General features: G+C 72.7%; 20 protein-coding genes. 8 read left to right on the forward strand and 12 right to left on the reverse strand.

Features of this window, described 5'->3' with window-relative positions; genetic code table 11:
- Positions 1-14 precede the first annotated feature (14 nt).
- Together ACIBPC_RS14255 and ACIBPC_RS14260 are read right to left on the reverse strand one after the other, a co-directional pair.
- Positions 15-917, reverse strand: a complete 903-nt coding sequence (locus ACIBPC_RS14255; RefSeq protein ID WP_362962881.1) for an ABC transporter permease subunit — start codon at positions 915-917, stop codon at positions 15-17.
- Positions 914-3616, reverse strand: a complete 2703-nt coding sequence (locus tag ACIBPC_RS14260) for an alpha/beta fold hydrolase (protein ID WP_398844147.1) — start codon at positions 3614-3616, stop codon at positions 914-916. The genes ACIBPC_RS14255 and ACIBPC_RS14260 overlap by 4 nt, the downstream gene beginning before the upstream one ends.
- Positions 3617-3821: 205 nt before the next feature.
- On the opposite strand from ACIBPC_RS14260, the gene ACIBPC_RS14265 reads away from it, so the two are divergent.
- From ACIBPC_RS14265 to ACIBPC_RS14275, 3 genes are all read left to right on the forward strand, one after another.
- A complete protein-coding gene (locus ACIBPC_RS14265; protein WP_362962877.1) occupies positions 3822-4049 on the forward strand; it encodes a potassium transporter TrkA in 228 nt (75 codons plus the stop codon).
- 10 nt (positions 4050-4059) lie between these two features.
- Positions 4060-5550 carry a cation:proton antiporter gene (locus ACIBPC_RS14270; RefSeq protein WP_362962875.1) on the forward strand — a complete coding sequence of 497 codons (1491 nt, stop codon included), beginning with the start codon at positions 4060-4062 and terminating at the stop codon, positions 5548-5550.
- A gap of 209 nt (positions 5551-5759) precedes the next feature.
- Entirely contained in the window at positions 5760-7253 is a 1494-nt protein-coding gene (locus tag ACIBPC_RS14275) for an MDR family MFS transporter (protein WP_362963095.1), read from the forward strand.
- A gap of 81 nt (positions 7254-7334) precedes the next feature.
- On the opposite strand, the gene ACIBPC_RS14280 is transcribed toward ACIBPC_RS14275, so the two are convergent.
- Both ACIBPC_RS14280 and ACIBPC_RS14285 read right to left on the reverse strand, forming a co-directional pair.
- Positions 7335-7595, reverse strand: a complete 261-nt coding sequence (locus tag ACIBPC_RS14280) for a DUF397 domain-containing protein (protein ID WP_362962873.1) — start codon at positions 7593-7595, stop codon at positions 7335-7337.
- A gap of 5 nt (positions 7596-7600) precedes the next feature.
- Positions 7601-8458 (reverse strand): helix-turn-helix domain-containing protein, encoded by an 858-nt coding sequence (locus tag ACIBPC_RS14285; protein WP_398844152.1) that lies wholly within the window; start codon positions 8456-8458, stop codon positions 7601-7603.
- A 221-nt stretch (positions 8459-8679) separates the two neighbouring features.
- Between ACIBPC_RS14285 and ACIBPC_RS14290 the strand changes: the two genes are divergently transcribed.
- Positions 8680-9141 carry an ATP-binding protein gene (locus tag ACIBPC_RS14290; protein ID WP_362962869.1) on the forward strand — a complete coding sequence of 154 codons (462 nt, stop codon included), beginning with the start codon at positions 8680-8682 and terminating at the stop codon, positions 9139-9141.
- A 48-nt stretch (positions 9142-9189) separates the two neighbouring features.
- Here ACIBPC_RS14290 and ACIBPC_RS14295 read toward each other — a convergent pair whose 3' ends face one another.
- Positions 9190-10848 carry a SpoIIE family protein phosphatase gene (locus tag ACIBPC_RS14295; RefSeq protein WP_398844155.1) on the reverse strand — a complete coding sequence of 553 codons (1659 nt, stop codon included), beginning with the start codon at positions 10846-10848 and terminating at the stop codon, positions 9190-9192.
- 356 nt (positions 10849-11204) lie between these two features.
- On the opposite strand from ACIBPC_RS14295, the gene ACIBPC_RS14300 reads away from it, so the two are divergent.
- Positions 11205-14690 carry a CARDB domain-containing protein gene (locus ACIBPC_RS14300; RefSeq protein ID WP_398844157.1) on the forward strand — a complete coding sequence of 1162 codons (3486 nt, stop codon included), beginning with the start codon at positions 11205-11207 and terminating at the stop codon, positions 14688-14690.
- Positions 14691-14788: 98 nt separating this feature from the next.
- Here the strand turns inward: ACIBPC_RS14300 and urtE are convergent, their stop codons facing one another.
- The 6 genes from urtE to ACIBPC_RS14330 form a co-directional block, all read right to left on the reverse strand.
- Positions 14789-15478 (reverse strand): urea ABC transporter ATP-binding subunit UrtE, encoded by a 690-nt coding sequence (gene urtE / locus ACIBPC_RS14305; protein WP_398844160.1) that lies wholly within the window; start codon positions 15476-15478, stop codon positions 14789-14791.
- On the reverse strand, positions 15478-16251 hold the full coding sequence (gene urtD, locus ACIBPC_RS14310; protein WP_362962861.1) for an urea ABC transporter ATP-binding protein UrtD: 774 nt from the start codon (positions 16249-16251) through the stop codon (positions 15478-15480). The genes urtE and urtD overlap by 1 nt, the downstream gene beginning before the upstream one ends.
- Positions 16248-17312, reverse strand: coding sequence for an urea ABC transporter permease subunit UrtC (urtC, locus tag ACIBPC_RS14315; RefSeq protein WP_362962859.1), 1065 nt, complete (start codon positions 17310-17312; stop codon positions 16248-16250). Before urtC ends, urtD begins: the two co-directional genes overlap by 4 nt.
- Positions 17309-18205, reverse strand: a complete 897-nt coding sequence (urtB, locus tag ACIBPC_RS14320) for an urea ABC transporter permease subunit UrtB (protein WP_362962857.1) — start codon at positions 18203-18205, stop codon at positions 17309-17311. The genes urtC and urtB overlap by 4 nt, the downstream gene beginning before the upstream one ends.
- Before the next feature lies 1 nt (position 18206).
- Positions 18207-19463, reverse strand: a complete 1257-nt coding sequence (urtA, locus tag ACIBPC_RS14325; RefSeq protein ID WP_362962855.1) for an urea ABC transporter substrate-binding protein — start codon at positions 19461-19463, stop codon at positions 18207-18209.
- A 150-nt stretch (positions 19464-19613) separates the two neighbouring features.
- On the reverse strand, positions 19614-20714 hold the full coding sequence (locus ACIBPC_RS14330; RefSeq protein WP_362962853.1) for a substrate-binding domain-containing protein: 1101 nt from the start codon (positions 20712-20714) through the stop codon (positions 19614-19616).
- A 53-nt stretch (positions 20715-20767) separates the two neighbouring features.
- Between ACIBPC_RS14330 and ACIBPC_RS14335 the strand changes: the two genes are divergently transcribed.
- Positions 20768-21232, forward strand: coding sequence for a MarR family winged helix-turn-helix transcriptional regulator (locus ACIBPC_RS14335; RefSeq protein ID WP_362962851.1), 465 nt, complete (start codon positions 20768-20770; stop codon positions 21230-21232).
- 85 nt (positions 21233-21317) lie between these two features.
- Positions 21318-22037, forward strand: a complete 720-nt coding sequence (locus ACIBPC_RS14340; protein ID WP_362962849.1) for a hypothetical protein — start codon at positions 21318-21320, stop codon at positions 22035-22037.
- A gap of 28 nt (positions 22038-22065) precedes the next feature.
- Here ACIBPC_RS14340 and ACIBPC_RS14345 read toward each other — a convergent pair whose 3' ends face one another.
- Positions 22066-22446, reverse strand: a complete 381-nt coding sequence (locus ACIBPC_RS14345) for a 4-oxalocrotonate tautomerase family protein (RefSeq protein WP_398844166.1) — start codon at positions 22444-22446, stop codon at positions 22066-22068.
- A gap of 332 nt (positions 22447-22778) precedes the next feature.
- Between ACIBPC_RS14345 and ACIBPC_RS14350 the strand changes: the two genes are divergently transcribed.
- Positions 22779-24491 (forward strand): BCCT family transporter, encoded by a 1713-nt coding sequence (locus tag ACIBPC_RS14350; RefSeq protein WP_362963093.1) that lies wholly within the window; start codon positions 22779-22781, stop codon positions 24489-24491.
- Positions 24492-24530 lie beyond the last annotated feature (39 nt).

Raw genomic sequence — 24530 nt, forward strand, 5'->3', positions numbered from 1 at the left:
GGCCCCCGCTCCCGTCACGACACGATGTCCTTGGTGCGGAAGGCCCGGAAGGCGAGCGCCAGGAAGACGACGGCGCAGGTGACCGAGACGGACACGCCCCGGGTCATGGCCCCCCACTCCAGCTCGGGCTGGAAGGCGTCGGTCCAGGCGAACTGCCAGTGCGCGGGCAGGAATTCACGCCAGTCCCCGAGCGCCGTGATGGCGTCGAGGATGGACCCGACGATGGTCAGGCCGAGCGCACCGCCGACCGCGCCGAGCGGCGCGTCGGTCACCGTGGACAGCCAGAAGGCCAGCGCGGCCGTCACGAGCTGCGACAGGAAGAGGTACGCGACCGTGACGGCGATGCGGCCCGTGGCGTCCCCGGCGGAGAGGCTGCCGCCGGTGGGCAGGGCGAGCGGGCCCCAGCCGTAGGCGGCGGTGCCGACCAGCAGGGCGGCGAGCGGCAGCAGCACCATGGCGGCGGCGCTGAACAGCAGCGCCACCCACAGTTTGACCAGCAGGAGCCGCGACCTGGGGACGGGCGCGGCGAGCAGATAGCGCAGCGAGGACCATCCTGCCTCGGATGCCACGGTGTCCCCGCAGAAGAGCGCGACGGGGACGACCAGGAGGAATCCGGCGGACAGGAACAAGCAGGTGGCGGCGAAGTTCACCCCGGACGTTGTGGCGGCGTCCACGAGGGTGGACTCGCCGCCACCGTCGGGTGTGCCGCCGACCGCGAACGCGACGGCGACGACCGGCGGCAGCAGCGCGAGCAGCGCGGCGATGACGAGGGTCCTGCGGCGGCGGAGCTGCCGTACGGCCTCGACGCGGACCGGGAGGGTGCGGCGCGGCGCGTAGCCGGGCGCGGAGTCCAGGGCCGTGGTCGCGCCCCCGGCGGGGGGCGGTGCGGACGGCTGCGGGATGGCGGGCGGGGTCATCGGGCACCTCCGATGAGGGTCAGGAAGGCGTCCTCCAGGCGGCGGTACGGTCCCGCGCCGCTCACCGGGATGTCCCTGCGGACCAGTTCGGCGATCAGTTCCGCGGCGGTGCGGCCGTCGAGGTGGACCAGCAGGCCGGTCCCGCCGCGTTCGGCGGCGGCCACGCCGGGCAGGGCGGCGACCTCGGCGAGCTGCTCGTCGGTGACGGGCGCCTCGGTGGCGACCAGCAGGGTGTCCCCCGAGCCGCTGATGGTCTCGACCGGGCCCGCCTGGACGAGCTGCCCGCCGTCCATCACGACGAGGTGCGTGCAGGTCTGCTCGACCTCGGCCAGCAGGTGGCTGGAGACGATGACGGTGCGGCCTTCGGCGGCGTAGCGGATCATCACGTCCCGCATGGCGCGGATCTGCGGCGGGTCGAGCCCGTTCGTCGGTTCGTCGAGGATCAGCAGGTCGGGCAGGCCGAGCATGGCCTGGGCGATGGCGAGGCGCTGCCGCATGCCCTGCGAGTAGGTGCGGACGGCGCGGTCGAGGGCCGTGCCGAGGCCGGCGATCTCCAGGGCCTCGTCCAGGTGCGCGTCGGCGGCGGGGCGGCCGGTGGCGCGCCAGTACAGCTCCAGGTTGGCGCGGCCGGTGAGGTGCGGCAGGAAGCCCGCGCCCTCCACGAACGCGCCGACGCGGGACAGCACGGGCGCGCCGGGCCGTACGGCGTGGCCGAAGACGCGGATCTCGCCGCTGTCCGGGGTGATCAGCCCCATGAGCATGCGCAGGGTGGTCGTCTTGCCCGCGCCGTTCGGTCCGAGCAGGCCGAGGACCTGGCCGCGGGCGACCTGGAAGGAGGGGTCCCGCACGGCGTACCGGTCGGAGGAGCGCGTGTACCGCTTGCTGAGTCCGGTGATGCGCAGCGGCACGTCGGCGAGCTGCGGGTCGGGCGGCGGCGCGGAGGTGGGGCGGCGGCCGGTCAGCAGCAGGGCGGCCGCGACGGCGACGGCGGCGAGCGGCAGTCCCCAGGTCCACCAGGGCAGTCCGGTGCCGCCGGTGGTCACCTCGGGCGCGGTGGGGAGGGAGAGGCCGTCCCCCACAGGCTCGGCGGTGACGGTGGCGGGCTGGGCCGGGGAGGCGTAGCCCATGTCGGTGGTGGACAGCACGAGCCGCATGCGGTGGCCGTCGGCGAAGGGGTAGTCGATGGCGGGGAGGGTGAGGTCGGCGGTGACGCCTTCGTCGGTCCCGTCGAGCCGGACGGGGGCGACGAGCTGGGCGGGCAGGGACTGCTGTCCGCCGTCGGGCGACACGTCGTAGAGCTTCGCGAACAGGACGACGGACGGGGTGTCGGCGGTGACGCGGACGCGGACGGTGGGCGAGCCGGTGACGTGCACGGTCCGGTCGAGCGGTGCGCTGTCGAACTGGGCGTACTGGCCCGGGAAGTCGAGCGACAGGCCGAGGCCGATGCCCGCGAGGCTGCCCACCACGTTGCCGAGCCCGGGGACGGCGGAGACGGAGGGCGGCGCGCCGCCCGGCGGGTTGACGAAGGTGGCGGGGTCGCCGTCCAGCGGCACGGTGACGTCCTCGGTGCCGCCGAGGCCGGGGTAGTGGCCGCCGCTCGCGCTGCGCAGGAGCGTGTCGCCGTTGGTGGAGTCGAAGCCGGTGACGCGGGTGACGCGGAAGGCGGGGCCCGTGTCGGCGCCGGGGTCCTCGCGCAGGTAGCGGTCGAACCAGTCGGTGATACGGCCCTCGGTGCGCCCGGCCTCGGAGACGCCGCCGTCGTGCCCGGCCCATACCCAGTCGACGGAGACGGGCGCGCCGTTGGCGGCGATGGCGGTGGCCATGGCGTCGGCCTGGCCGAGGGGGAAGAGCGAGTCGTGCTGGCCCTGGGTGATCAGGGTGGGCACGTCGATGCGGTCCGCGACGGCGGCGGGGCTGCGGTCGTGGAGCAGCGCGAGGGCGGCGTCGTCGGGCGCCCCGGCGACGGCGACGCGTTCGTACAGCTCGCACAGGTCGGCGGTGAACGTGCCGCAGCCCGGCTCGGAGACGGGCTCCTCGCCCGTCTCGCCCGCGGCGCCCGTCTCGGTGGAGCCGGTGGTGAAGAGGATGCCGGCCCACAGGCTCTTGAAGACGCCGCCGGGGAAGAGGGCGTCGGCGAGGTCCCAGTACGTGATCCGGGGCGCGATGGCGTCCACGCGGTCGTCGTGGCCCGCGGCGAGCAGCGCCGCGGCGCCGCCGTAGGAGGAGCCGGTGATGCCGACGCGGGGGTCGCCGTCGGCGTCGAGGAGGACCTCGGGGCGGTCGGCGACCCAGTCGAGGAGGCCGCTGATGTCGGCGATCTCGGCGTCCGGGTCGTTGAGCCCGATGCGGCCCGTGGAGGCGCCGAAGCCGCGCGCCGACCAGGTGAGGACGGCGTACCCGGCGCGGGCGAGGTCCTCGGCCTCGTCGCGCACGTCGTCCTTGCTGCCGCCGAAGCCGTGGGCGACGAGGACGGCCGGGCGGCGCGCGTCCCCGTCGTCGGCCGTGAACCAGGAGGCGTCGATGCTGACCGTGCCGTTCCCGCCCGGCCCGGCGGGCAGGTCGAGCGCGAGGTCGGAGCGGCGGACGGCGGGCCCGTCGTCGGCGAGGACGGTCCAGGTGCCGGCGCCCGCGAGCACCGCGAGCGCGGCGGTGGCGGCGGCGAGCAGCCGCCCGCGTCGCCTCGGCCATCGGATTCCCATGCGCTGAGCGTCCTTTCACGGCCGGGTGACGAAGATCGCCCTACCGTACCCAATGGCTCGGACACTCTCGGTGGCGGCCTGTGGCGGGTGGCTGCCGGGTTTCGGGGCGCGCGGGGGTGAGAATCGGGGCGTTCAGGACACCGCCGCGCGTAGCGGACGCGGGGCGGGGTCGCCGCAGGGATCGAGCGGAACGCGAGGAGCCGTCATGGGCAAGGGTGTGCACGTCCAGGAGCTGCCGGGGGTGGGGAAGCGGTACGACATCGACCTCGGGCGTCCCGACCAGCGGATCTCGGTGGTCATCCGGTCGGGCGGGGTGCGCGACCTCTATGTGTTCGCCTCGGAGTCGGCGGACCCGACGGCCGTCATCGAGCTGGCGGAGGAGCAGGCGCGCAAGGTGGCGGCGGTGCTGTCGGCCACCTTCTTCGAGGACTGAGAGCGGGCGGGTGGCGGAGGCCGACCTGCTGGGTCTGGGGGTCGCGGTCCTGCTCGCCGGGCTGGTCGCGCGGGGCGCGCGGCGGTTCGGGCTGCCGTCGGTGCCGTGCTACATGCTCGTCGGGATCGTGACGGGTCCCGGGACGCCGGGCCCGGTGCTGGTGGGGCATCCCGGGGAGCTGTCGCTGCTGGCGGCGCTGGGCCTGGTGCTGCTGCTGTTCCACCTCGGAGTGGAGTTCCCGGTGGACCAGGTCGTGGGCGGCGGGCGGCGGCTGTTCGCGACGGCGGGCTGCTACATCGCGCTGAACATGTCCGCCGGGCTGCTGCTCGGCTTCGCCCTGGGCTGGGGCGGGCCCGAGGCGCTGGTGGTGGCGGGGGCGCTCGGCATCTCGTCGTCGGCGATCGTCACGAAGTCGCTGATCGAGCTGCACCGGCTGACGAACGCGGAGACGCCGGTGCTGCTGGGCGTCATCGTGATCGAGGACCTGTTCCTCGCGTTCTACCTGGCGCTGCTGTCCCCCGTCCTGTCGGGCGGCGGCGGGCCGGTCGAGCTGGTCGGGGACGTGCTGCGCAGCTTCGGGTTCCTGCTGCTGCTCTTCGCGGTGGCGCGGTTCGGGGCGCGGGCGGTGCAGGGGCTGATCGGCAGCCGCGAGGACGAGCTGCTCGCGGTGCTGACGATCGGGCTGGTGCTCGTGTCGGCCGGGCTGTCGCAGGAGGTGGGGGTCTCGGACGCGATCGGCGCCCTGATGATCGGCCTGGTGGTGTCGCGGACCGAGCTGGACGAACGGGTGGAGCGGCTCGTCCTGCCGCTGCGGGACGTGTTCGCGGCGGTGTTCTTCGTGACGTTCGGGCTGACGATCGACGTGGCGGATCTCGGCCCGGTGCTCGTCCCCGTGCTGGCCGCGGTCGCGCTGACGGTGCTGGCGAACGTGTCGGCCGGGATCGTGGCGGCGCGGTTGTTCGGCTTCAACCAGCGGGGGGCGGCGAACATCGGGCTGACCGTGCTGGGGCGCGGCGAGTTCTCGCTGATCCTGGCGACGCTGGCGATGGGCGCGGGTCTCGACCGCAGGATCGGCCCGTTCGTCGCGCTGTACGTGCTGGTGCTGGCGATCCTCAGTCCGCTGCTCGCGGCGAAGTCGCAGTACCTGGCCCGGTTCATGCCGGACTGGCTGCTGCGGCCGGGCTGGCGCTATGTGCGGGAGGAGACGATCAGCACGTCCTGCACGCATCTGGACCAGATCCGGGTGACGGAAACGGACACCGACGTGTGCCCCGAGTGCGTGGAGGCGGGCAGCGAGTGGGTGGAGCTGCGGCTGTGCGTCACCTGCGGCCATGTCGGGTGCTGCGACGACTCGCCGCTTCGGCACGCCAGCGCGCACGCGCGGGAGACGGGGCACCCGATCATCCAGTCGCTGGAACCGGGCGAGGACTGGCGCTGGTGCTTCCCCGACGAGACGCTGGTCCGCGCCCCGATGGGCTCCCGGCGCGGCGGTGACGACTGAGGGGGGCGGACCTTACCGGTGCATGTGCCGGACTTCAACAGGTGCGTTCACGTTGGCTAAAGCTTTCCCCAATTTGTTTACGTGTAGTAAGCACCTTGTCGTATCGTCGAGTCCGAGTTGCTACCGATTGGGAGAAAGTGACCACTCACAGTAAGGACTCGACGACGCAGGCCGACATAGCCCCGCCGCCGCCCGACACGCCTGTGGCGATGACGCACTCGGAGATCATGCGGGCCCTCTCCGGGCTCCTGCTCGGCATGTTCACCGCGATCCTGTCCTCCACCATCGTCACGAACGCGCTGCCGAAGATCGTCTCCGACCTGGGCGGCGGCCAGTCCGCGTACACCTGGGTCGTCACGGCCACGCTGCTGTCGATGACCGCGTCGATGCCCATCTGGGGCAAGCTCGCCGACCTGTTCAGCAAGAAGCTGCTGATCCAGATCTCGATCGTGATCTACGTGGCGGGCTCGATCGTCGCCGGCCTCTCGCAGAGCCCCGCGATGCTGATCACCGTGCGTGTCGTGCAGGGTCTGGGCGTGGGTGGCCTCGTCGGCCTGTCGCAGATCATCCTGGCGGCGATGATCCCGCCCCGCGAGCGGGGCCGGTACAGCGGCTACCTCGGGGCGACCTTCGCGGTCGCGACCGTCAGCGGCCCGCTGATCGGCGGCGTCCTCACCGACACGCCGGGCCTCGGCTGGCGCTGGTGCTTCTACATCGGTGTGCCGTTCGCCATCGCCTCCCTCTTCGTGCTGCACCACACGCTGCGGCTGCCCACCGTCCGCCGCGAGGTGCGCATCGACTGGGCGGGCGCCCTGCTGGTGAGCGCGGCCGTCTCCCTGCTGCTGATCTGGGTGACCCTGGCGGGCGACAAGTACGACTGGGCGTCCGGGACCACCGCGCTGATGGTCGGCGGCTCGCTCGTGCTCGGGGCGCTCTTCCTCCTGGTCGAGAGCCGGGCCAGCGACCCGATCATCCCGCTGCGGCTCTTCCGCGTGCGGACGATCACGCTCACGTCGGTGGCCTCGCTGTTCATCGGCGTCGCCATGTTCGCGGGCACCGTCTACTTCGGGCAGTTCTTCCAGCTGGCCAGGGACCGCAGCGCCACCATGTCCGGTGTGATGACCATCCCGATGATCGCGGGTCTGTTCGTGTCGTCCACGGTCTCGGGCCAGGTCATCACGCGCACCGGCCGCTGGAAGTACTGGCTGGTCACCGGCGGTGTGCTGGTGACCGCCGCCCTGGGCCTGCTGAGCACGATCCGGTACGACACCCCTTACTGGCGCGTCGCGGTCTTCATGGCCCTGATGGGCCTGGGCATCGGCATGATGATGCAGAACCTCGTGCTCGCCACGCAGAACCAGGTGGAGCCCAAGGACCTCGGCTCGGCCAGCTCCGTCGTCGCGTTCTTCCGCTCCTTCGGCGGCGCGATCGGCGTCTCGGCCCTCGGCGCGCTGCTGGCCAACCGGGTCACCTCGTACACGAAGGACGGCCTCGCCGACGCGGGTATCGACCCCGCCGCCGCGGGGGGCGCGGGGGGCGGCATCCCCGACATGGACGCGCTCCCGGCGCCGCTGCGCACGGTGCTGGAGAACGCGTACGGCCACGGCGTCGCCGACGTGTTCCTCTACGCGGTGCCCGCCGCGTTCGCGGCGCTCGTGCTGACCGTGTTCGTCAAGGAAGTGGCGCTGCGCAGCCACCACTGAGCCGCCGCGCCACCACAGCAGGGAGCCCCCCGTCCGCGCGGACGGGGGGCTCCCTGCTGTACGGCCCGGGGCCGGACCGGCTCAGGCGAGGAGGAAGTCCGCCTCGCCGCGCTTCGCGCCCCGGATGAAGGTCTCGATCTCGTGGGGGGTGTAGATCAGGGCGGGCCCGTCGGGGTCCGTGGACTGCCGCAGCGCCACCCGTCCGTCGGCCAGCTTCATGGCCTCGACACAGTTCCCGCCGTTGGTGCCGCTCCACGGCTTGTGCCAGCCGTCGGCCCCCAGCTCCCTGGCGGGCATGCCGTTGTATATGAAGTCCGTCGGACGACGCTTCTCTTGACCCATGGGTCTCAGAGCTCCTTGCGAATATCACCGAGGATGGACCCGGTGTCCTGTACCGGTGCGGCCTGCGCACCCATGCGGTCGAGAACCTCCAGATAGGCCACGGTGTCGGGCCTCTCGTCGAGGTAGACCGCGCCGGTCAGACTCTCGGCGTAGATGATGTCGGGCAGCTCCGGGATCTCGAACCTGAAGAGCTGGAACGGCCCGAACATGCCGGGATGCGGACCCGCGCTGAACGGCATGATCTGCAGCGTCACGTTCGGCAGTGCCGTCGCCTCGATCAGCCGGTCTATCTGCGCGCGCATGACGGACGGGGGCCCGACGCGGCGGCGCAGCACATGCTCCTCCACCACGGCCCACAGCAGCGGGGCCCGTGGCCGGGAGAGCAGTTCCTGGCGCTCCATGCGGAGCGCGACCCGGCGCTCGATCTCCTCCTCGGCCGCGCCGGGGAAGCCGGTCCTGAAGAGGACGCGGGCGTAGTCGGGGGTCTGGAGGAGGCCGGGGACGCAGTGGGGCTCGTACGCGCGGATCAGGCTGGCCTCGCCCTCCAGGCTGACGTACAGGCTGAACCAGTCGGGCAGGACGTCGCGGAAGCGGTGCCACCAGCCGGGCCGGTTGGCCTCCTCGACCAGCCGCAGGAAGGCCGCGGCCTCCTCGGGCGGCGCGGCGTACCGTTCCAGCAGTGCCTTGACGTAGAGCGGCTTGAGGCCGACCTCGGCCTTCTCCATACGGCGTACGGTGGTGGTGTTGACGCTCAGCGCCTCGGCGGCGTCGGCGAAGGTGCAGCCGGCGTTCTCCCGGAGGTCGCGCAGGCGCAGACCCAGCACGATCTGTCCCACGGTCGGTCCCGACCGCGCCTCTGCCACGTCGCCTCCTGACGGCCCCCGCCGATGTCGGCGGCCCCAATTCCCGGTTCAGGGAAGAAGTTTGCCACACGCCGTAGCGGCATCGACAGAGATGCTTTCGCGCTCTGCGAATCGCAGAACTCCCCTTGCGCTCTGCCCCCAGCATTGCGCATAGTTATCAGGTGATCCGGCTCACCCCCGTTCCGGCCGTCCCCCAGGCCTTCCGGAAGGCGACTCCGCCCGTGTCCCATCCGCGCGACACCCCTGTGGCCCAGGCGCTGCCGCTGCCCCGCTCCCCCTTCCCGGGGGCGGACGGGCGCAGGGAGCGGTTCGAGCTGCCCGCGGTGCCCTCGGCCGTCGCGACGGCGCGGGGCAGGACCGGTGAATGGCTCAGCCACTGGGGCGTGGCGGGGGACGCGCGGGACGCCGTGCTGCTGGTCGTGTCCGAGCTGGTCACCAATGCCGTGCTGCACTCCGGGGGCGAACGCGTCGTGTGCCGCGTCGAGGCGCGCGCCGACCTGCTGCGGGTCGAGGTCGCGGACGAGGGGGACGGGCCAGGCGGGGGACGTACGAGCCTGGTGCGCGCGGACGACGAGTGCGGGCGCGGCCTGCTGCTCCTCGACGCGCTGGCGAGCCGCTGGGGTGTCGTCTCGCCCGACGCGTCGGGCGGCTGCACGGTGTGGTCGGAGATCGCCCGCGACTGACCGCTGGGCGCGGGGCTGCTCCCTGCTGCCTGCGGAGCAGACTTCCTCTCATTGCCTGCGGAGCAGGACCAACGCCATGTCGTCCTGGTCCGCCCCCGGCTGGATCTCCGACATGTGGTCCGCCAGGTCCTCCAGGTCCCACGGGCCGTCGCTCAGCGCGGCCGTCAGGCAGGACGTGCCCTCGTCCAGGTCGCGGTCCGGCTTCTCGATCAGGCCGTCCGTGTACATCATCAGCGTCTCCCCCCGCCGGAGCGTGCGGTCGCTGACGGGGTAGTCCGGCTCGGCGGCGCCGACGTCCACGCCGAGCGGCAGCGTCCCCGGCACGGACAGCAGCACGCCGCGCCCGTCCGCCGACCGCAGCGCGGGGGCGAGGTGGCCCGCCCGTACGAGCCGCAGCCGCCCGGTCGCCGGGTTCAGCTCGGCGTACAGGCAGGTGGCGAACCGCTCCGTCTCCAGGTCGCGCAGGAAGGCGGAGGCCCGTGACATCACGGCGCCCGCCGGGTGGCCCTCGGACGCGTAGGCGCGCAGGACGATGCGCAGCTGCCCCATGACGGCCGCCGCGTGCGTGTCGTGCCCCTCCACGTCGCCGATCACCGTCGCGACGCACCCGCCGGGCAGCGGGATCACGTCGTACCAGTCGCCGCCGACGTCGCGGCCGAGCCCCGCCGAGCGGTAGCGGACGGCGATGCGCGCGCCGGGGACCTCGGGGATGTCGCGCGGGAGCATGGCGCGCTGGAGGTCCTCGGCGAGGTCGTGCTCCTGCTCGTAGAGCACCGCGCGCTGGAGGCTCTGGGCGATGCTGCTGCTGAGGGCGACCATCAGGTTGCGCTCCTCGGGCGGGAACGGGCGGTCCTCCTCGAAAAGCAGCCCGAGGCCGCCGAGCGCGGTTCCCTGCGCGGTGAGCGGCAGGTACGCGGCGGCCCTGATGCCGTGCGCCAGCAGGGCCTTGGCCAGTTCGGGGAAGTGGGCGGCCAGCTCCCCGGCCGAGGTGAGGAAGAGCGGTGCGCGGTCGCGGACGACCCTGCTCATCGGCAGGTCGTCCTCCATGCGCTGGTACTCCACCTCGGGCGGCGCCTCCAGGCCGCCGAGCACCAGGCGCAGGTGCCCGGACTCGATCAGGCCGAGGCGTACGCGTGCGGCGCCGACGAGCCGCAGCCCCGCCGGGCCGCCGAGGACGGACGTCACGTCCCGGACCGTCCTGGCGTTGGCGATGGCGCGGGTGGTCTCCTCGACGATGCTGGTCTGCTTGCGCCGCTCGACCGCGACGGCCTCGCGGTCCACGGCGTGGGACAGTTCGGCGGTGGCGTCCCTGACGATGCCGATGATCCGGTACGGGCGCCCCGTCTCGTCGCGTTCGATGTGGCCCTGGGTGTGGGTCCACTGGGTGAGGCCGCTGCGCCGGCGGATGCGGAAGTACGCGCCGTAGCCCCCGCTGCCGTCGCCGAGGGACTTGCGCAGCATGGCGTCCAGGCGGTCGCCCTCGGCGCGGGAGACGCGGCTGGCGAGCGACTCGGGCCGGGAGTCCCACTCCTCGGGGCGCAGGTCGAAGACGTCGAGGGCCGCCTCGTCGAGGTGCATCACGTTGCGGTCGAGGTCCCAGTCGAAGCTGCCCATCCGGTTGAGGGCGAGGGAGGTGTCCGGGTGGACCGGCCAGTCCTGCGGCAGCGACTCCTGCGGGGCGGGCTCGTGCCGCCTGTTCTCGCTCATCTGAGGACCTCGGTGAGTACGGTTCCTCCCACTCTGGCACGTCCGGCATGTTCTGTCCCGTTGCGCGACCCCCCGTGGAGGACACGCGGTGTGACCGCCGGGTGCGGCTGCGGCACGACATGTCCCCGTCATGCGCAAACCGTTGACAAACTCGTGACCTGCTTGAAAACTCTGACTACCCTCTCGCAAGAGATCGACTAAGTCGCTTAATTCTTCGCAAGATTCTTGCAAGTTCTCGGCAAGCGCACATCCCGTCTGTCGCGGTCCCCGTTCCGCCCCCGACCCGGTGCGTCCGCCGGGGCCGGGCGGGTCCCCCGGCAGCCCCTGCGTCGTTCCCACGGAACTGAGGACCCCCCATGACTTGGAGACAACTCGGCCGGCGGCTGATCAGCGCCCTGGCCCTGGCCGGCCTGCTGGTCGCCGGGCTGCTGCCCGTCGCCGGCGCCGCGTCGGCCGCCGACGGGCCGAACCTGGCCCTCGGCAAGTCCGCCACCGCCAGCGCCACCAACGGCGGCTTCCCCGCGTCCAGCGTCAACGACGGCAACCAGGCGTCCTACTGGGAGGGGCCGAACAACGCCTTCCCCCACTGGGTGCAGGTGGACCTCGGCTCCGCCGCCGCGATCGACCAGGTGGTGCTGAAGCTGCCGACCACCTGGGAGGCACGCACCCAGACGCTCAGCGTCCAGGGCAGCACGAACGGCAGCTCCTTCTCGACGCTCGCCGCCTCCCAGGGCCGCCAGTTCACCCCGGGGTCGGCCAACACCGTCACCGTCGACTTCACCGCGACGCAGGTCAGGTACGTGCGGGTGCACGTCACCGCGAACACCGGCTGGCCCGCCGCGCAGCTCTCCGAGCTGGAGATCTACGGCGAGGACGGCGGCGAGGACCCGGGCGGTCCCGGCGAGCCCGGTGAGCCGGGCGAGGGCTCCAACCTGGCGCAGGGCAGGCCGATCGAGGCGTCCTCCACGACCTTCAACTTCGTCGCGGCCAACGCCAACGACAACAGCCTGTCCACCTACTGGGAGTCGAACGGCTTCCCGTCCACGCTGACGGTGCGGCTGGGCGCCAACGCAGACGTCAACACCGTCGTCGTCCGGCTCAATCCGGACGCCGCCTGGGGCCCGCGCACCCAGAACATCCAGATCCTCGGCCGCGAGCAGAACGCGAGCACGTTCACCTCGCTGCGCGCCGCCGCCGGCTACTCGTTCAGCCCGTCCTCCAACCAGAACACGGTGACCATCCCCGTCACCGGACGCGTCGCCGACCTCCAGCTGCGCTTCACAAGCAACACCGGCGCGCCCGGCGGCCAGGTCGCCGACCTCCAGGTCATCGGCGTCCCGGCGCCCAACCCCGACCTGACCGTCACCGACCTGACGTGGACGCCCGCCGCCCCGGTGGAGACCGACGCGGTGCGGATCAGCGCGACCGTGCGCAACGCCGGTTCGGCCGCCTCCCCCGCGACGACCGTGAACGTGAGCCTGGGCGGCGTCGTCGTCGGCAGCGCCCCGGTGGGCGCGCTGGCGGCCGGGGCCTCCTCCACCGTCACGGTGGACGCGGGCCGCCGCCCCCAGGGCAGCTACACGGTCTCCGCGCTGGTGGACCCGACGGACACCGTCGTGGAGCAGAACAACGACAACAACAGCCGCACCGCCGCCACGCAGCTCGTGGTCGGCCAGAGCCCGGGACCCGACCTCCAGGTCCTCGGCATCGACCACAGCCCGGCCAACCCGGCGGTGGGCGCGCAGGTGTCCTTCACCGTGCGGGTCAACAACCGCGGCACCACGGCCACGAACGCCACCACCGTCACGCGCCTGACGGCCGGGACGACGACGCTCAACACCAACACCCCGTCGATCGCCGCCGGGGCGACGGCGACCGTGAGCGTCAACGGCACCTGGACGGCGACCAGCGGCGGCGCCACGCTGACCGCCACCGCCGACGCGACCAACACCGTCGCGGAGACCAACGAGAACAACAACGTCCTTTCGCGCGCCATCGTCGTCGGCCGCGGCGCGGCCGTGCCGTACACCGAGTACGAGGCGGAGGACGGCCGGCACAACGGCACGCTGCTCCAGACCGACCCCGAGCGCACCTTCGGGCACACCAACTACGCCACCGAGTCCTCGGGCCGCGAGTCGGTGCGCCTGAACAGCACGGGCCAGTACGTCGAGTTCACGTCCACCAGCCCGGCCAACTCGATCGTCGTGCGCAACTCCATCCCGGACGCGCCCGGCGGCGGCGGCCAGGAGGCGACGATCAGCCTGTACGCGAACGGCACCTTCGTCCGCAAGATCACGCTGTCGTCCAAGTACAGCTGGCTGTACGGCAACACCGACAGCCCCGAGGGCCTGACCAACACGCCGGGCGGCGACGCGCGGCGCCTGTTCGACGAGTCCAACGCGCTGCTGTCGCAGAGCTACCCGGCGGGCACCGTCTTCCGGCTCCAGCGGGACGCGAACGACACCGCGTCGTTCTACATCATCGACCTGGTCGACCTGGAGCAGGTCGCTCCCCCGGCCGCCAAGCCCGCCGAGTGCACCTCGATCACCGAGTACGGCGCCGTGGCGAACGACGGGATCGACGACACGGCCGCGATCCAGCGCGCCGTGACGGCGGACCAGAACGGCCAGATCAACTGCGTCTGGATCCCCGCCGGCCAGTGGCGGCAGGAGCAGAAGATCCTGACCGACGACCCGCTCAACCGCGGCCAGTTCAACCAGGTCGGCATCAGCAACGTCACGATCCGCGGCGCGGGCATGTGGCACTCGCAGCTCTACACGCTGACCCCGCCGCACCTGGCGAACGGCATCAACCACCCGCACGAGGGCAACTTCGGCTTCGACATCGACGACAACACCCAGATCTCCGACATCGCCATCTTCGGCTCAGGCACCATCCGCGGCGGCGACGGCAACCACGAGGGCGGCGTCGGCCTCAACGGCCGCTTCGGCGAGAACACGGCTATCCGCAACGTGTGGATCGAGCACGCCAACGTGGGCGTCTGGGTCGGCCGCGACTTCGACAACATCCCGGCCCTGTGGGGACCCGGCGACGGCCTGGAGTTCAGCGGCATGCGCATCCGCAACACCTACGCCGACGGCATCAACTTCACCAACGGCACGCGCAACTCCACGGTGTTCAACTCGTCGTTCCGCAACACGGGCGACGACTCGCTCGCCGTCTGGGCCAGCCGCTACGTCCGCGACACGTCCGTGGACGTCGGCCACGACAACGCGTTCCGCAACAACACCATCCAGCTGCCCTGGCGCGCCAACGGCATCGCGATCTACGGCGGCTACGACAACTCGATCGAGAACAACATCATCTCCGACACCATGAACTACCCGGGCATCATGCTCGCGACCGACCACGACCCGCTGCCCTTCTCGGGCCAGACCCTGATCGCGAACAACGTGCTGCACCGCACCGGCGGCGCGTTCTGGGGCGAGGCACAGGAGTTCGGCGCCATCACCATCTTCCCGGCGAGCCAGAACATCCCGGGTGTGGTGATCCGCGACACGGAGATCTACGACTCGACGTACGACGGCATCCAGTTCAAGCAGGGTGGCGGCAGCGTCCCGGACGCGCGGATCACCAACGTCCGCATCGACGGCTCGAACAACGGCGCGGGCATCCTCGCGATGGCGGGGGCGCGCGGCAACGCGACGCTCACCAACGTCACGATCACGGACTCGGCCGACGGCCACATCGTCGTCCAGCCCGGCTCGCAGTTCGTCATCACGGGCGGCAACACCGGCGGTGCCTCGCAGCGGCAGGACTCCCGCCAGGACGCGGCGGCGGCGCCCGTGGTCGCGCCGTCGTCACGGCGCGGCGCGGTCTGACCCGCCACCACCGCGGGCCCGTGGTCCCCATGAAGGACCACGGGCTCCACGGCCGCCCGGCCCGCGCCCTCCCCGGGGCGCGGGCCGGGCGGTCCGGTTCAGACGCTCAGCGCCTCCCGCACCGCGCGTTCCGCGTCCGCGCCCCTGGCGCCGGACGACGTGACGCGGCCCGCCTCCAGCACGTGGTACCGCTCGGCGGCGCGCAGCGCGAAGGCGATGTGCTGCTCGACCAGCAGCACGGAAAGACCTGACGCGCCGAGGCCGAGCACCGTCTCCTGGATCTCCGCGACGACGGACGGCTGGATGCCCTCGGTCGGCTCGTCGAGCAGCAGCAGGCGCGGCCGGGTCAGCAGGGCGCGGGCGAGGGCGAGCTGCTGCCGCTGGCCGCCGGAGAGCAGCCCGGCGCGGCGGCCGGTGACGGCCCGCAGCGCGGGGAAGCGGTCCAGCGCCTCGTCCAGCGCCGCGCGCCCGTCGCGCCGCGCGTCGGCGACGAGCCGCAGGTTCTCCAGCGCGGTGAGCTGCGGGAAGCTCTGCTGCCCCTGCGGTACGTACGCGAGGCCGCGCCGCACCCGCCGGTGGGCGGGCAGCCGCGTGATGTCCTCGCCCTCGAACAGCACGGCGCCGGACCGCGGCCGCAGCAGTCCGACGACGGCGCGCAGCAGCGTGGACTTGCCCGCGCCGTTGTGCCCGAGGACGGCCGCCACACCGTCGGCCGGCACGGACAGGGACACGCCGTGCAGGACGGTGGTGCGCCCGTACCCGGCCGTCAGCCCGGTGACCTCCAGCATCAGGCGACTCCTTCCTTCTGCCCATCGGGGCTGTGGCCCAGGTAGACCTCCTGGACGCGCGGGTCGGCCCTGACCTCGGCGACCGAGCCCTCGCTGAGCACACGCCCCGCGTGCAGGACGGTGACGCTGCTGGCGAAGGCGCGCATGAAGTCCATGTCGTGCTCGATGACGACAACGGTGCGGTCCGCCGCGATACGCCGCAGCAGGCCGCCGGTCGCGTCCCGTTCCTCGTGGCTCATGCCGGCGACCGGCTCGTCGAGGAGCAGGAGCTGCACGTCCTGGACGAGGAGCATGCCGATCTCCAGCCACTGGCGGCGGCCGTGCGCGAGCGTCCCGGCGAGGTCGCCGCGCCGGTCGGCGAGGCCGATGGTCTCCAGGGCGCGGGCGACCGCCTCGGGGACGCCACGGCGGCGGCGCAGCAGCGCGGCGGGCGACCGGCCCGCGCCCGCGGCGATGTCGAGGTTCTGCAGGACGGTGAGGTTCTCGAAGACGGTGGCGGTCTGGAACGTGCGGCCGATGCCGAGGCGGGCGATGCGGTGCACGGGCCTGCCGAGCAGCTCCGTGCCGCCGAACCCGACGGAGCCGGTCGCGGGCACCAGGCCCGTCACGGCGTCCACCAGCGTGGTCTTGCCCGCGCCGTTGGGCCCGATCAGGAAGCGCAGGTCGCCGGGCCCGACCGTGAGGCTCACGCCGTCCACGGCGGTGAAGCCGTCGAACGTGACGCGCAGGTCGGTGATCCGCAGGCCCTTCAGCGGTGCGTCGGGGGTCGTCACGCGGGCACCTCCGCCGGGCGCGGGCCGCGGCGGGCGAGCAGCCGCCGCAGCGAGACGAGTCCGCCGGGCAGGAACGCCACGACGGCGATGAAGAGACCGGCCTGGAAGTACGTCCACGCCGCCGGGAACTCCTCGGACAGCGAGGTCTGCGCCCAGGCGACCGCGACGGCGCCCGCGACCGCCCCGGCCACGCTGGCGCGGCCGCCGATGGCCGCGCCGATCACGAACTGGATGGACGGCGCGATCCCGATCAGGGCCGGGGAGATGATGCCCACGGCCGGGACGAACAGGGCGCCCGCGACGCCCGCCATCCCCGCCGACAGGACGTAGGCCGCCAGTTTGACGAGCGCCGGGTCGTAGCCGAGGAAGCGGACGCGTTCCTCCGAGTCCCGTACGGCGACGAGCAGTTCGCCGTAGCGGCTGAGGAACAGCTGCCGCGTCAGGACCATCAGGGCGAGCAGGACGCCCGCGATGAGGAAGTAGACGGTCCGCCGGTTGACCGGGTCGAGGAGCGAGAAGCCGAAGAAGCCCTGGAAGTTGGTCAGGCCGTTGGTGCCGCCCGTGGTGGCCTGCTGGCCGACGAGGAGGATCGCGAACGCGGCGGCCAGCGCCTGGCTGAGGATGGCGAAGTACGCGCCGCGCACGCGGCGGCGGAAGACCGCGTAGCCGATGACCGCCGCGAGCCCCATGGGCAGCAGCAGCACGGCGGCCAGGGCGACCGCCGGTGAGCGGAACGGCTCCCACCACCACGGCAGTTCGTTCGCGTCGCCGTACAGCAGCATGAAGTCGGGGAGCCGCCCCGCCCCCGCGTCGGCGAGCTTGAGGTGCATCGCCATCGCGTAGCCGCCCAGGCCGAAGAAGAGGCCCTGGCCGAGGGTCAGCATCCCGCCGCGCCCCCAGGCGAGCGAGATGCCGACGGCGACGATGGCGAAGCACAGGTAGCGGGCCAGCTGCCCGAGCCTGAAGTCGCCCAGCAGCGCCGGGGCGACGGCGAACAGCAGCACGGCGAGGAGCGCGTAGCCCGCGGGCGCGCGCCAGCGGTCGAGCGTACGGGTGGTCATGCCAGGCTCCGGGTCCGCAGGGTGTGGATGCCTTGGGGGCGCCACTGGAGGAAGGCCACGATGGCGATCAGGACGGTGACGCGGGCGACGCTGACGGTGGTCGAGTACTCCATCACCGCCTGGAGGACGCCGAGGGCGAACGCAGCGATCACCGCGCCGCGCAGCCGCCCGATGCCGCCGACGACGATCACGAGGAACGCGTCGATGATCACGTTCGTGCCCATCGTGGGCCCGATCGGTCCCACCAGGGTCAGGGCGACCCCGGCGAGACCGGCGAGGCCGGAACCGGCGAAGAACGTGAGCCGGTCCACGCGGCCCGTCGCGATGCCGGACGCCTCCGCCAGGTCGCGGTGCTGCACGACGGCCCGGATGCGGCGGCCGAGCGGCGTGAACCGCAGCGTCAGCGTGAGGGCCGCGACGGCGGCGACGGCCAGGCCCAGGATGAACAGCCTGCTGTACGCCAGGGTGAGCGGGTCGTCGCCGCCGGTCAGGGTCAGCCGCCCGGACAGCCAGCCGGGCGACTCGGTGTGCACGTTCGGCGCGCCGAAGATGTCGCGGGCCAGCTGCTGGAGCATCAGGGAGACGCCCCAGGTGACCAGCAGCGTGTCCAGCGGCCGCGCGTACAGCCGCCGGATCAGCAGCCACTCCAGCAGGGCGCCCATGGCCCCGGCGACCAGGAAGGCCACCGGGAGCGCGAGGAGGAGGGAGAGCCCGGCGTCCTCGACGGGCCCCTGCAGCACGTACACGGTGTAGGCGCCCGCCATGATGAACTCGCCGTGCGCCATGTTGATGACGCCCATCTGCCCGAAGGTCAGGGAGAGTCCGAGGGCGATGAGCAGCAGGACGGCGCCGATGCTGACGCCGGTGAACGACTGGCTGAGGTAGACCGTCATGTCAGGACAGGCCCTCGGCCCACGGGTAGCCCTCCAGGTAGGGGTCGGGGCGTATCGGCTCGTCCGACGACCAGACCTCGGTGATGCCGCCGTCGGCGCCGATGCGGCCGATGCGGCTGGTCTTGTAGAGGTGCTGCGTCTCGCCGTCCACGGTCACGGTGCCTTCGGGGGCGTCGAACGTGATGCCGTCGGCGGCGGCGCGGACGTCCTCCACCTCGAACGACCCGGCCTCCTCGACCATCCGCGCCCAGAGGTGGACGGAGGTGTAGGCGGCCTCCATGGGGTCGGAGGTGGGGCGGTCCTCGCCGTAGCGCTCCTGGTAGGCGGCGACGAAGCCCTCGTTGGCGGCGCCCTCGGTGGTCTGGTAGTAGTTCCAGGCCGTGAGCTGGCCCGCCAGGTACTCGGCGCCGATGCTCGCCACCTCCTCCTCGGCGATGGAGACGGACAGGACGGGCATCTCCTCGGCGGTGAGCCCGGCCGCGGCGTACTCGCGGAAGAACGAGACGTTGCTGTCGCCGTTGAGGGTGTTGAACACCGCGTCGGCGCCGGAGTCCTCAACCTTGTTGGCGATGGTGGCGAACTCGGTCGAGCCCAGCGGCGCGTAGTCCTCGCCGGCGATCTCGATGCCGTGCTCCTCGGCGTAGGCGGTGATGATGCGGTTGGCGGTGCGCGGGAAGACGTAGTCGCTGCCGACGAGGTAGAGGGACTCGACGCCCTCCTCCTCGCGCAGGTAGTCGAGCGCCGGGATGATCTGCTGGTTGGTGGTCGCGCCGGTGTAGAAGATGTTGGGCGACTGCTCCAGGCCCTCGTACTGCACGGGGTAGAAGAGGAGCGAGCCGTTCTGCTCGAAGACGGGCAGCACGGCCTTGCGGCTCGCCGAGGTCCAGCAGCCGAAGACGGCGGCCACGCCGTCCTGGAGGATCAGCTTCTCCGACTTCTCGGCGAAGGTGGGCCAGTCGGAGGCGCCGTCCTCGCTGATCGGCTCGATCTGCCGGCCGAGGACGCCCCCAGCCGCGTTGATCTCGTCGATCGCCAGGAGCAGCGCGTCCCGTACGGTGACCTCGCTGATCGCCATGGTGCCGGAGAGGGAGTTGAGCAGGCCGACCTTGATCGTGTCGCCCGAGGTGTCCACCTCGGCGGCGGCGCTGCCCGCGGTCTCCTCGCCGGTGCGGGCGCCGCAGGCGGTGAGCGTCATGGCGGTGAGCGCCGACACGGCGGCGGCGAACAGGCGGAAGCGCCGTCCACGGAATCTGGGCATGTCCGTCCTCCATGTCCCGCCCGAGTGGCGGGGTAAGGGGAAGGTGACACCGGGCCGCGCCGCCCGGCCTGAACATGCCACAGCCTCAACAGGCTTGATTTCTCCGGGATTTCTCGACAGTTAACACTTCCGGCCGGAAGGAACGGACCGTCAGCCGGGGCGCGTGCTCCAGGCGTCGAGGTCGGCCGTCACCCGGAAGTCGAGGCCGTCCGCCTCGGCGAGGTAGATCCGCTGCCTGACATGGCGGCCGCTCAGCCGCAGCAGGCCGCGGGCCCCCTCGTAACTCACGCGCTGGGCCGCCCGTTCGATCGCCGGGACGTGCCAGGAACCGGCCGCGGCGACGAGGGCCGCCAGCAGCAGCACGCCCTCGTAGCAGGACTCCCCCAGTGTGCTGGGCGCGGGCGCGCCGTGGCCGAAGCGGGCGGCGTAGCGGCCGTGGAAGTCGAGCGTGTCGGCGGTGGCGAGCGAGCCGAAGAACCCGGCCGTGGCGGTCAGGCCGCGGGTGGCGTCGGGGCCGCTGGCGAGCAGCATGTTCTCGTCCATGAGCGTGCTCAGCCGCAGGGCGCGGCGGTCCAGCCCGGCGGCGGCCCAGGCGCGGTTGAAGCGGACGGCGTCGCTGCCGACGAGCAGCATCAGCACGGCGTCGGCGTCGTGGCGCTCGACGCGGCGCAGGGCGGCGGCGAAGTCGTCGGTGCCGAGCGGGAGATAGGTGGTGCCGCAGATCCGGCCTCCGCTCTCGCGGGCGTACGCGTGGGCGGCGCGCGCGGTACGGCGCGGCCACACGTAGTCGTTGCCGACGACGTACCAGCGGCGTACGCGGTGCTCGGCGGCCAGCAGCCGCATGGCGGGCCGGAGTTGTCCTTCGGGGGTCTCGCTGGTGAGGTAGACGCCCGGGGTCGTCTCGCCGCCCTCGTACAGCGCCGTATACACGTACGGCACGCGGCCGGCGAGGCGCGGGGCGAGCGCGCGGCGCACCGAGGAGATGTGCCAGCCGGTGACGGCGCGCACGATCCCGGCGTCCACGAGGGCGGCGACCTCGGCGGCCACCTGCCGCGGCGGGGCGCCGCCGTCCACGGTGACCAGGCGCAGTTCGCGGCCGAGGAGACCGCCCGCGGCGTTCACCTCGTCGGCGGCGAGCCGGGCGCACAGCTCGCAGGCGGGGCCGAAGATCCCGGCGGGGCCCTGGCGCGGCACGACCAGCGCGACGCCGAAGGTGTCGGCGTCGGCGGCGAGCCACTCTCCGTCGGCCATCGGCCCATCATCCTTGGTTTGTACGATGGTTGGCCTGTCGCCCGAGGAGTGAGATGGCCGTGCCGAGCGAGGAACGACCCGAGGATCTGGCCGCTCTGCTCACCAGGGCCGGGCGGCTGTCGGACCGCAGGCTGCGCGCCGTCCTGGAGGGCGCGGGCTGCTCGGCCGACGCGTGGCGCGTCCTCGACCTGCTCGCGGACGGCGAGGGGCACGGCATGACGGCGGTCGCCGGGCGCGTGCTGCTGCCGCCGCCGACGCTGACCCGGCTGATGGACCAGCTGGTGGACGACGGGCTGGTGCACCGGCGGGTGGACCCGGTGGACCGGCGCCGCATCCTGGCGTATCTGACGCCGCGCGGCGTGGAGTTGTGGCGGACGCTGGAGCGGCGGGTCGCGGAGAGCTGGGCGGGGCTGCCCGGCGGCGGGGACGACGAGCTGCTGACCGTGCTGCTGCGGCGGCTGGTGGCGCGCCTTGAGGACGCGGCGGCGGCCGACGGGCGTGCCCTGCCCGCCCGTTGACGGCGCGTCGGCTCCTTCCGGTGCCGCGCGGCGCTCGCTAGGCTGCTCGGTCAGGCCCGCCCGTGTGCGCGACCGAGGAGGCGTCATGCCGAGCGTCATCGCCCGACCCGTGCGGACCGCCCTCCCCCTGCTGGCCGCGCTGCTCGCGGTGGCCGCCGCGGGCTGCTCGGCGGACGGCGGCGGGGACGGCGCGCCGGAGGCCACGCGGGAGGGGGCCAGGGCGGGGCAGACCCAGGAGGAGGCCCCGGCCGGGGCGGCCGGTGACCCCGTGGGCGCGGCCGAGGTGTGCGACGGCGCGCTCTCGCCGGAGGCGGGCGCGGCGCTTGAGGAGCTGACGGGCGCGTCGGAGTTCGAGGAGGCACAGCTCCACGAGACGGGGGACGTGGCGCCGGCCGACCTCGCCGCGTACGCGGACCGGCTGCCGGCGTCCGAGGCGTACTACGAGGACTTCTGCATCGTCCGGGCCGCGGGCGCCGGGGAGCCGTCCGCGCGCATCGCCTTCGGCCTGCGCGAGGCGGTGGACGTGCCCGGGACGCCGGGGCCGCGGGAGGTCCGCTACGCGGCCGGGGACTACGCGTACGCCACCGACGCGTCGGCGATCGTCGTCTTCCCGTGCGCGGGCGCGGGCCCCGGGGACGCCGGATACGTCGAGGCGAACCTCTGGACCGGCGGGGACTCGCCCGCCACGCGTGACGCGCAGATCACCCTCGCCGCGTCCTTCTCCCGCGCGCTCGCCGGCCGGCTCGGCTGCCTGGACGGCGCGGGGCTGCCCGAGGGCGTGCCCGAACGGGTCGCGGGCGCCTGACCCGGCCGGGCCGGCCGGCGGGCGCGGGTCACTCGGCGGGGGCGCCGCCGACGAAGGTGCGCTCCTGCGGGGACGCGACGAGTTCGACCATGGTGCCGGGGCGCAGCTCCTCGCCGAGGGCGCCGGTGACCGCGTCGGTGAGCGCGGCGGCGAGGCGGACGGAGATCTCGGCCGCCTCGGGGCGGTCGAAGGCGGCGGCGCGGATGCCGAGGACCACCGAGACGTGGGTGTCCACCGCCTTGCCGCCCTGGGCGAAGCGGCCGGTGGGGACCCCGGTCAGGACGATGCCGACGAGGTCGCGGGCCCAGGCGCCGTAGACGTCGGCGACGGCGTCGGTCAGGGCGGCGACGAGGGCGGACTCGTTGCCCGCGAGCCTGTTCTCGGGGACGTGGACGGTCAGGTGCGGCACGGGCGGTTCCGTTCTCTTTGACAACAAAGCATTTGCTCTCAAACATAACTCCGGATGCCGCCGGGTGTCCACGCGGGCGGCCCCTCCGATCGGCCGAACCGGGCGCCCGATCCCGTGGCGCGGGACGGGAACGACGCGGGCCGCGGCGCCGTTGGGTGAGGTGATGACTACGCTGTGCGATGGCACCAGGTGAAGGAGAGCCGGAAGAGGCGGAAGAAAAGTCGAATGATCTGAGTGATCCGGGGTAGCCGCGGCACATTCGTTCGTTTCCCTGTACAGCTATCCGCTGCGCAGGCTGAGAGAAAGGCACCGGCGTGCCAGGCGACAAGCAGATCCGGGGACCGGCGACCACATCGTGGCGCCCGTCGTTCACGAACTCGCGGACCGACCCCGTGGTCTTCGGCGTGACGGCGGCGATCACGCTGGCGTTCGTCCTGTGGGGCGCGGTCGGCACGGACTCCCTGGCCGACGCGTCCTCCTCCGCGCTGAACAGTGTGATCCACAACGCGGGCTGGGCCTTCGTGCTCGCCGCGTCGTCGTTCGTGGTCTTCGCGCTCTGGCTGGCGATCAGCCGCTACGGCCGGATCACGCTCGGCACCGAGGGCGAGAAGCCCGAGTTCAGGACGGTCTCCTGGGTCGCGATGATGTTCAGCGCCGGCATGGGCATCGGCCTGATGTTCTACGGCGTGAACGAGCCGCTGAGCCACTTCGTCTCCCCGCCGCCCGGCACCTCGCCCGACGATCCGGGCGAGCGGATGTCCACCGCCCTGGCGACCACGCTGTTCCACTGGACCCTGCACCCCTGGGCGATCTACGCGGTCGTCGGCATGGCCATCGCGTACAGCACCTACCGGCGCAAGCGGCGGCAGACGATCAGCGCGGTCTTCACGCCGCTGATCGGCGAGCGGCACGCGAACGGCGCGGTCGGCAAGGTCATCGACATCCTGGCGATCTTCGCGACCCTCTTCGGCTCGGCCGCCTCGCTCGGCCTCGGCGCCCTCCAGATCGGCAGCGGCATCGAGGAGGTCGGCTGGCTGGACAACGTCGGCACCGGGCTGCTCGTCGTGCTGATCGCCGCGCTGACGACGGCGTTCATCGCGTCGGCCATCTCGGGCGTCGCGAAGGGCATCCAGTGGCTGTCCAACATCAACATGGTGCTGGCGGGGCTGCTGGCCGTGTTCGTGTTCGTCGTCGGCCCGACCGTGCTCATGCTCGACCTGCTGCCGACGTCGCTCGGCTCCTTCATCGACAGCCTGCCGGGGATGGCCGCGCGCAGCGAGGCCAGTGGTGGCGAGGACGTCGCCGGGTGGCTGTCGGGCTGGACGGTCTTCTACTGGGCGTGGTGGATCTCGTGGACGCCGTTCGTGGGCCTGTTCATCGCGCGCATCAGCCGGGGCAGGACGATCCGGCAGTTCGTCGGCGGTGTGATCCTGGTGCCGAGCACGGTCAGCCTGGTCTGGTTCGTGATCTTCGGCGGGACGGCGATGCGCCTGGAGGAGAACGGCGCGGACCTCACCAGCCAGTCCACCACCGAGGGGCAGCTCTTCGCGGTGCTGCGCGAGTACCCCGTGGCGGGGCTGACGTCGGTCCTCGTGATGATCCTCGTCGGCATCTTCTTCGTCTCGGGCGCGGACGCGGCGTCGATCGTGATGGGCACCCTGTCGCAGCGCGGCACGCTGGAGCCCGGCCGGATGGTCGTCGTGTTCTGGGGCGTCCTGACCGGTGCCGTGGCGGCGGTGATGCTGCTGGTCGGCGGTGGCGGCTCCTCGGCGCTCGACGGATTGCAGAATCTGACGATCCTGGCGGCCGTACCGTTCGCGCTGGTGATGGTCGGGCTGTGTGCCGCGCTGATGCGCGACCTGCGGCACGACCCGCTGATCGTGCGCGGCGAGCGCGGTGAGGCGGCCGTCGAGATGGCCGTCATCGCGGGCAACGAGAAGTACGACGGCGACTTCGAGATCCGCATCGGGCCCGGCCCGGGCGGCGAGCAGACCGCGACCGCCGAACCGCGGCCGGCGCAGCCGTCGCGGCCCGCGGGCGGCTGAGGCCGTTCCGCCGTCCCCCCGGCCCGCTCCGGGGCCGGG

It is taken from the genome of Streptomyces sp. NPDC049879 (genome assembly GCF_044461265.1).
GTDB lineage: Bacteria > Actinomycetota > Actinomycetes > Streptomycetales > Streptomycetaceae > Streptomyces.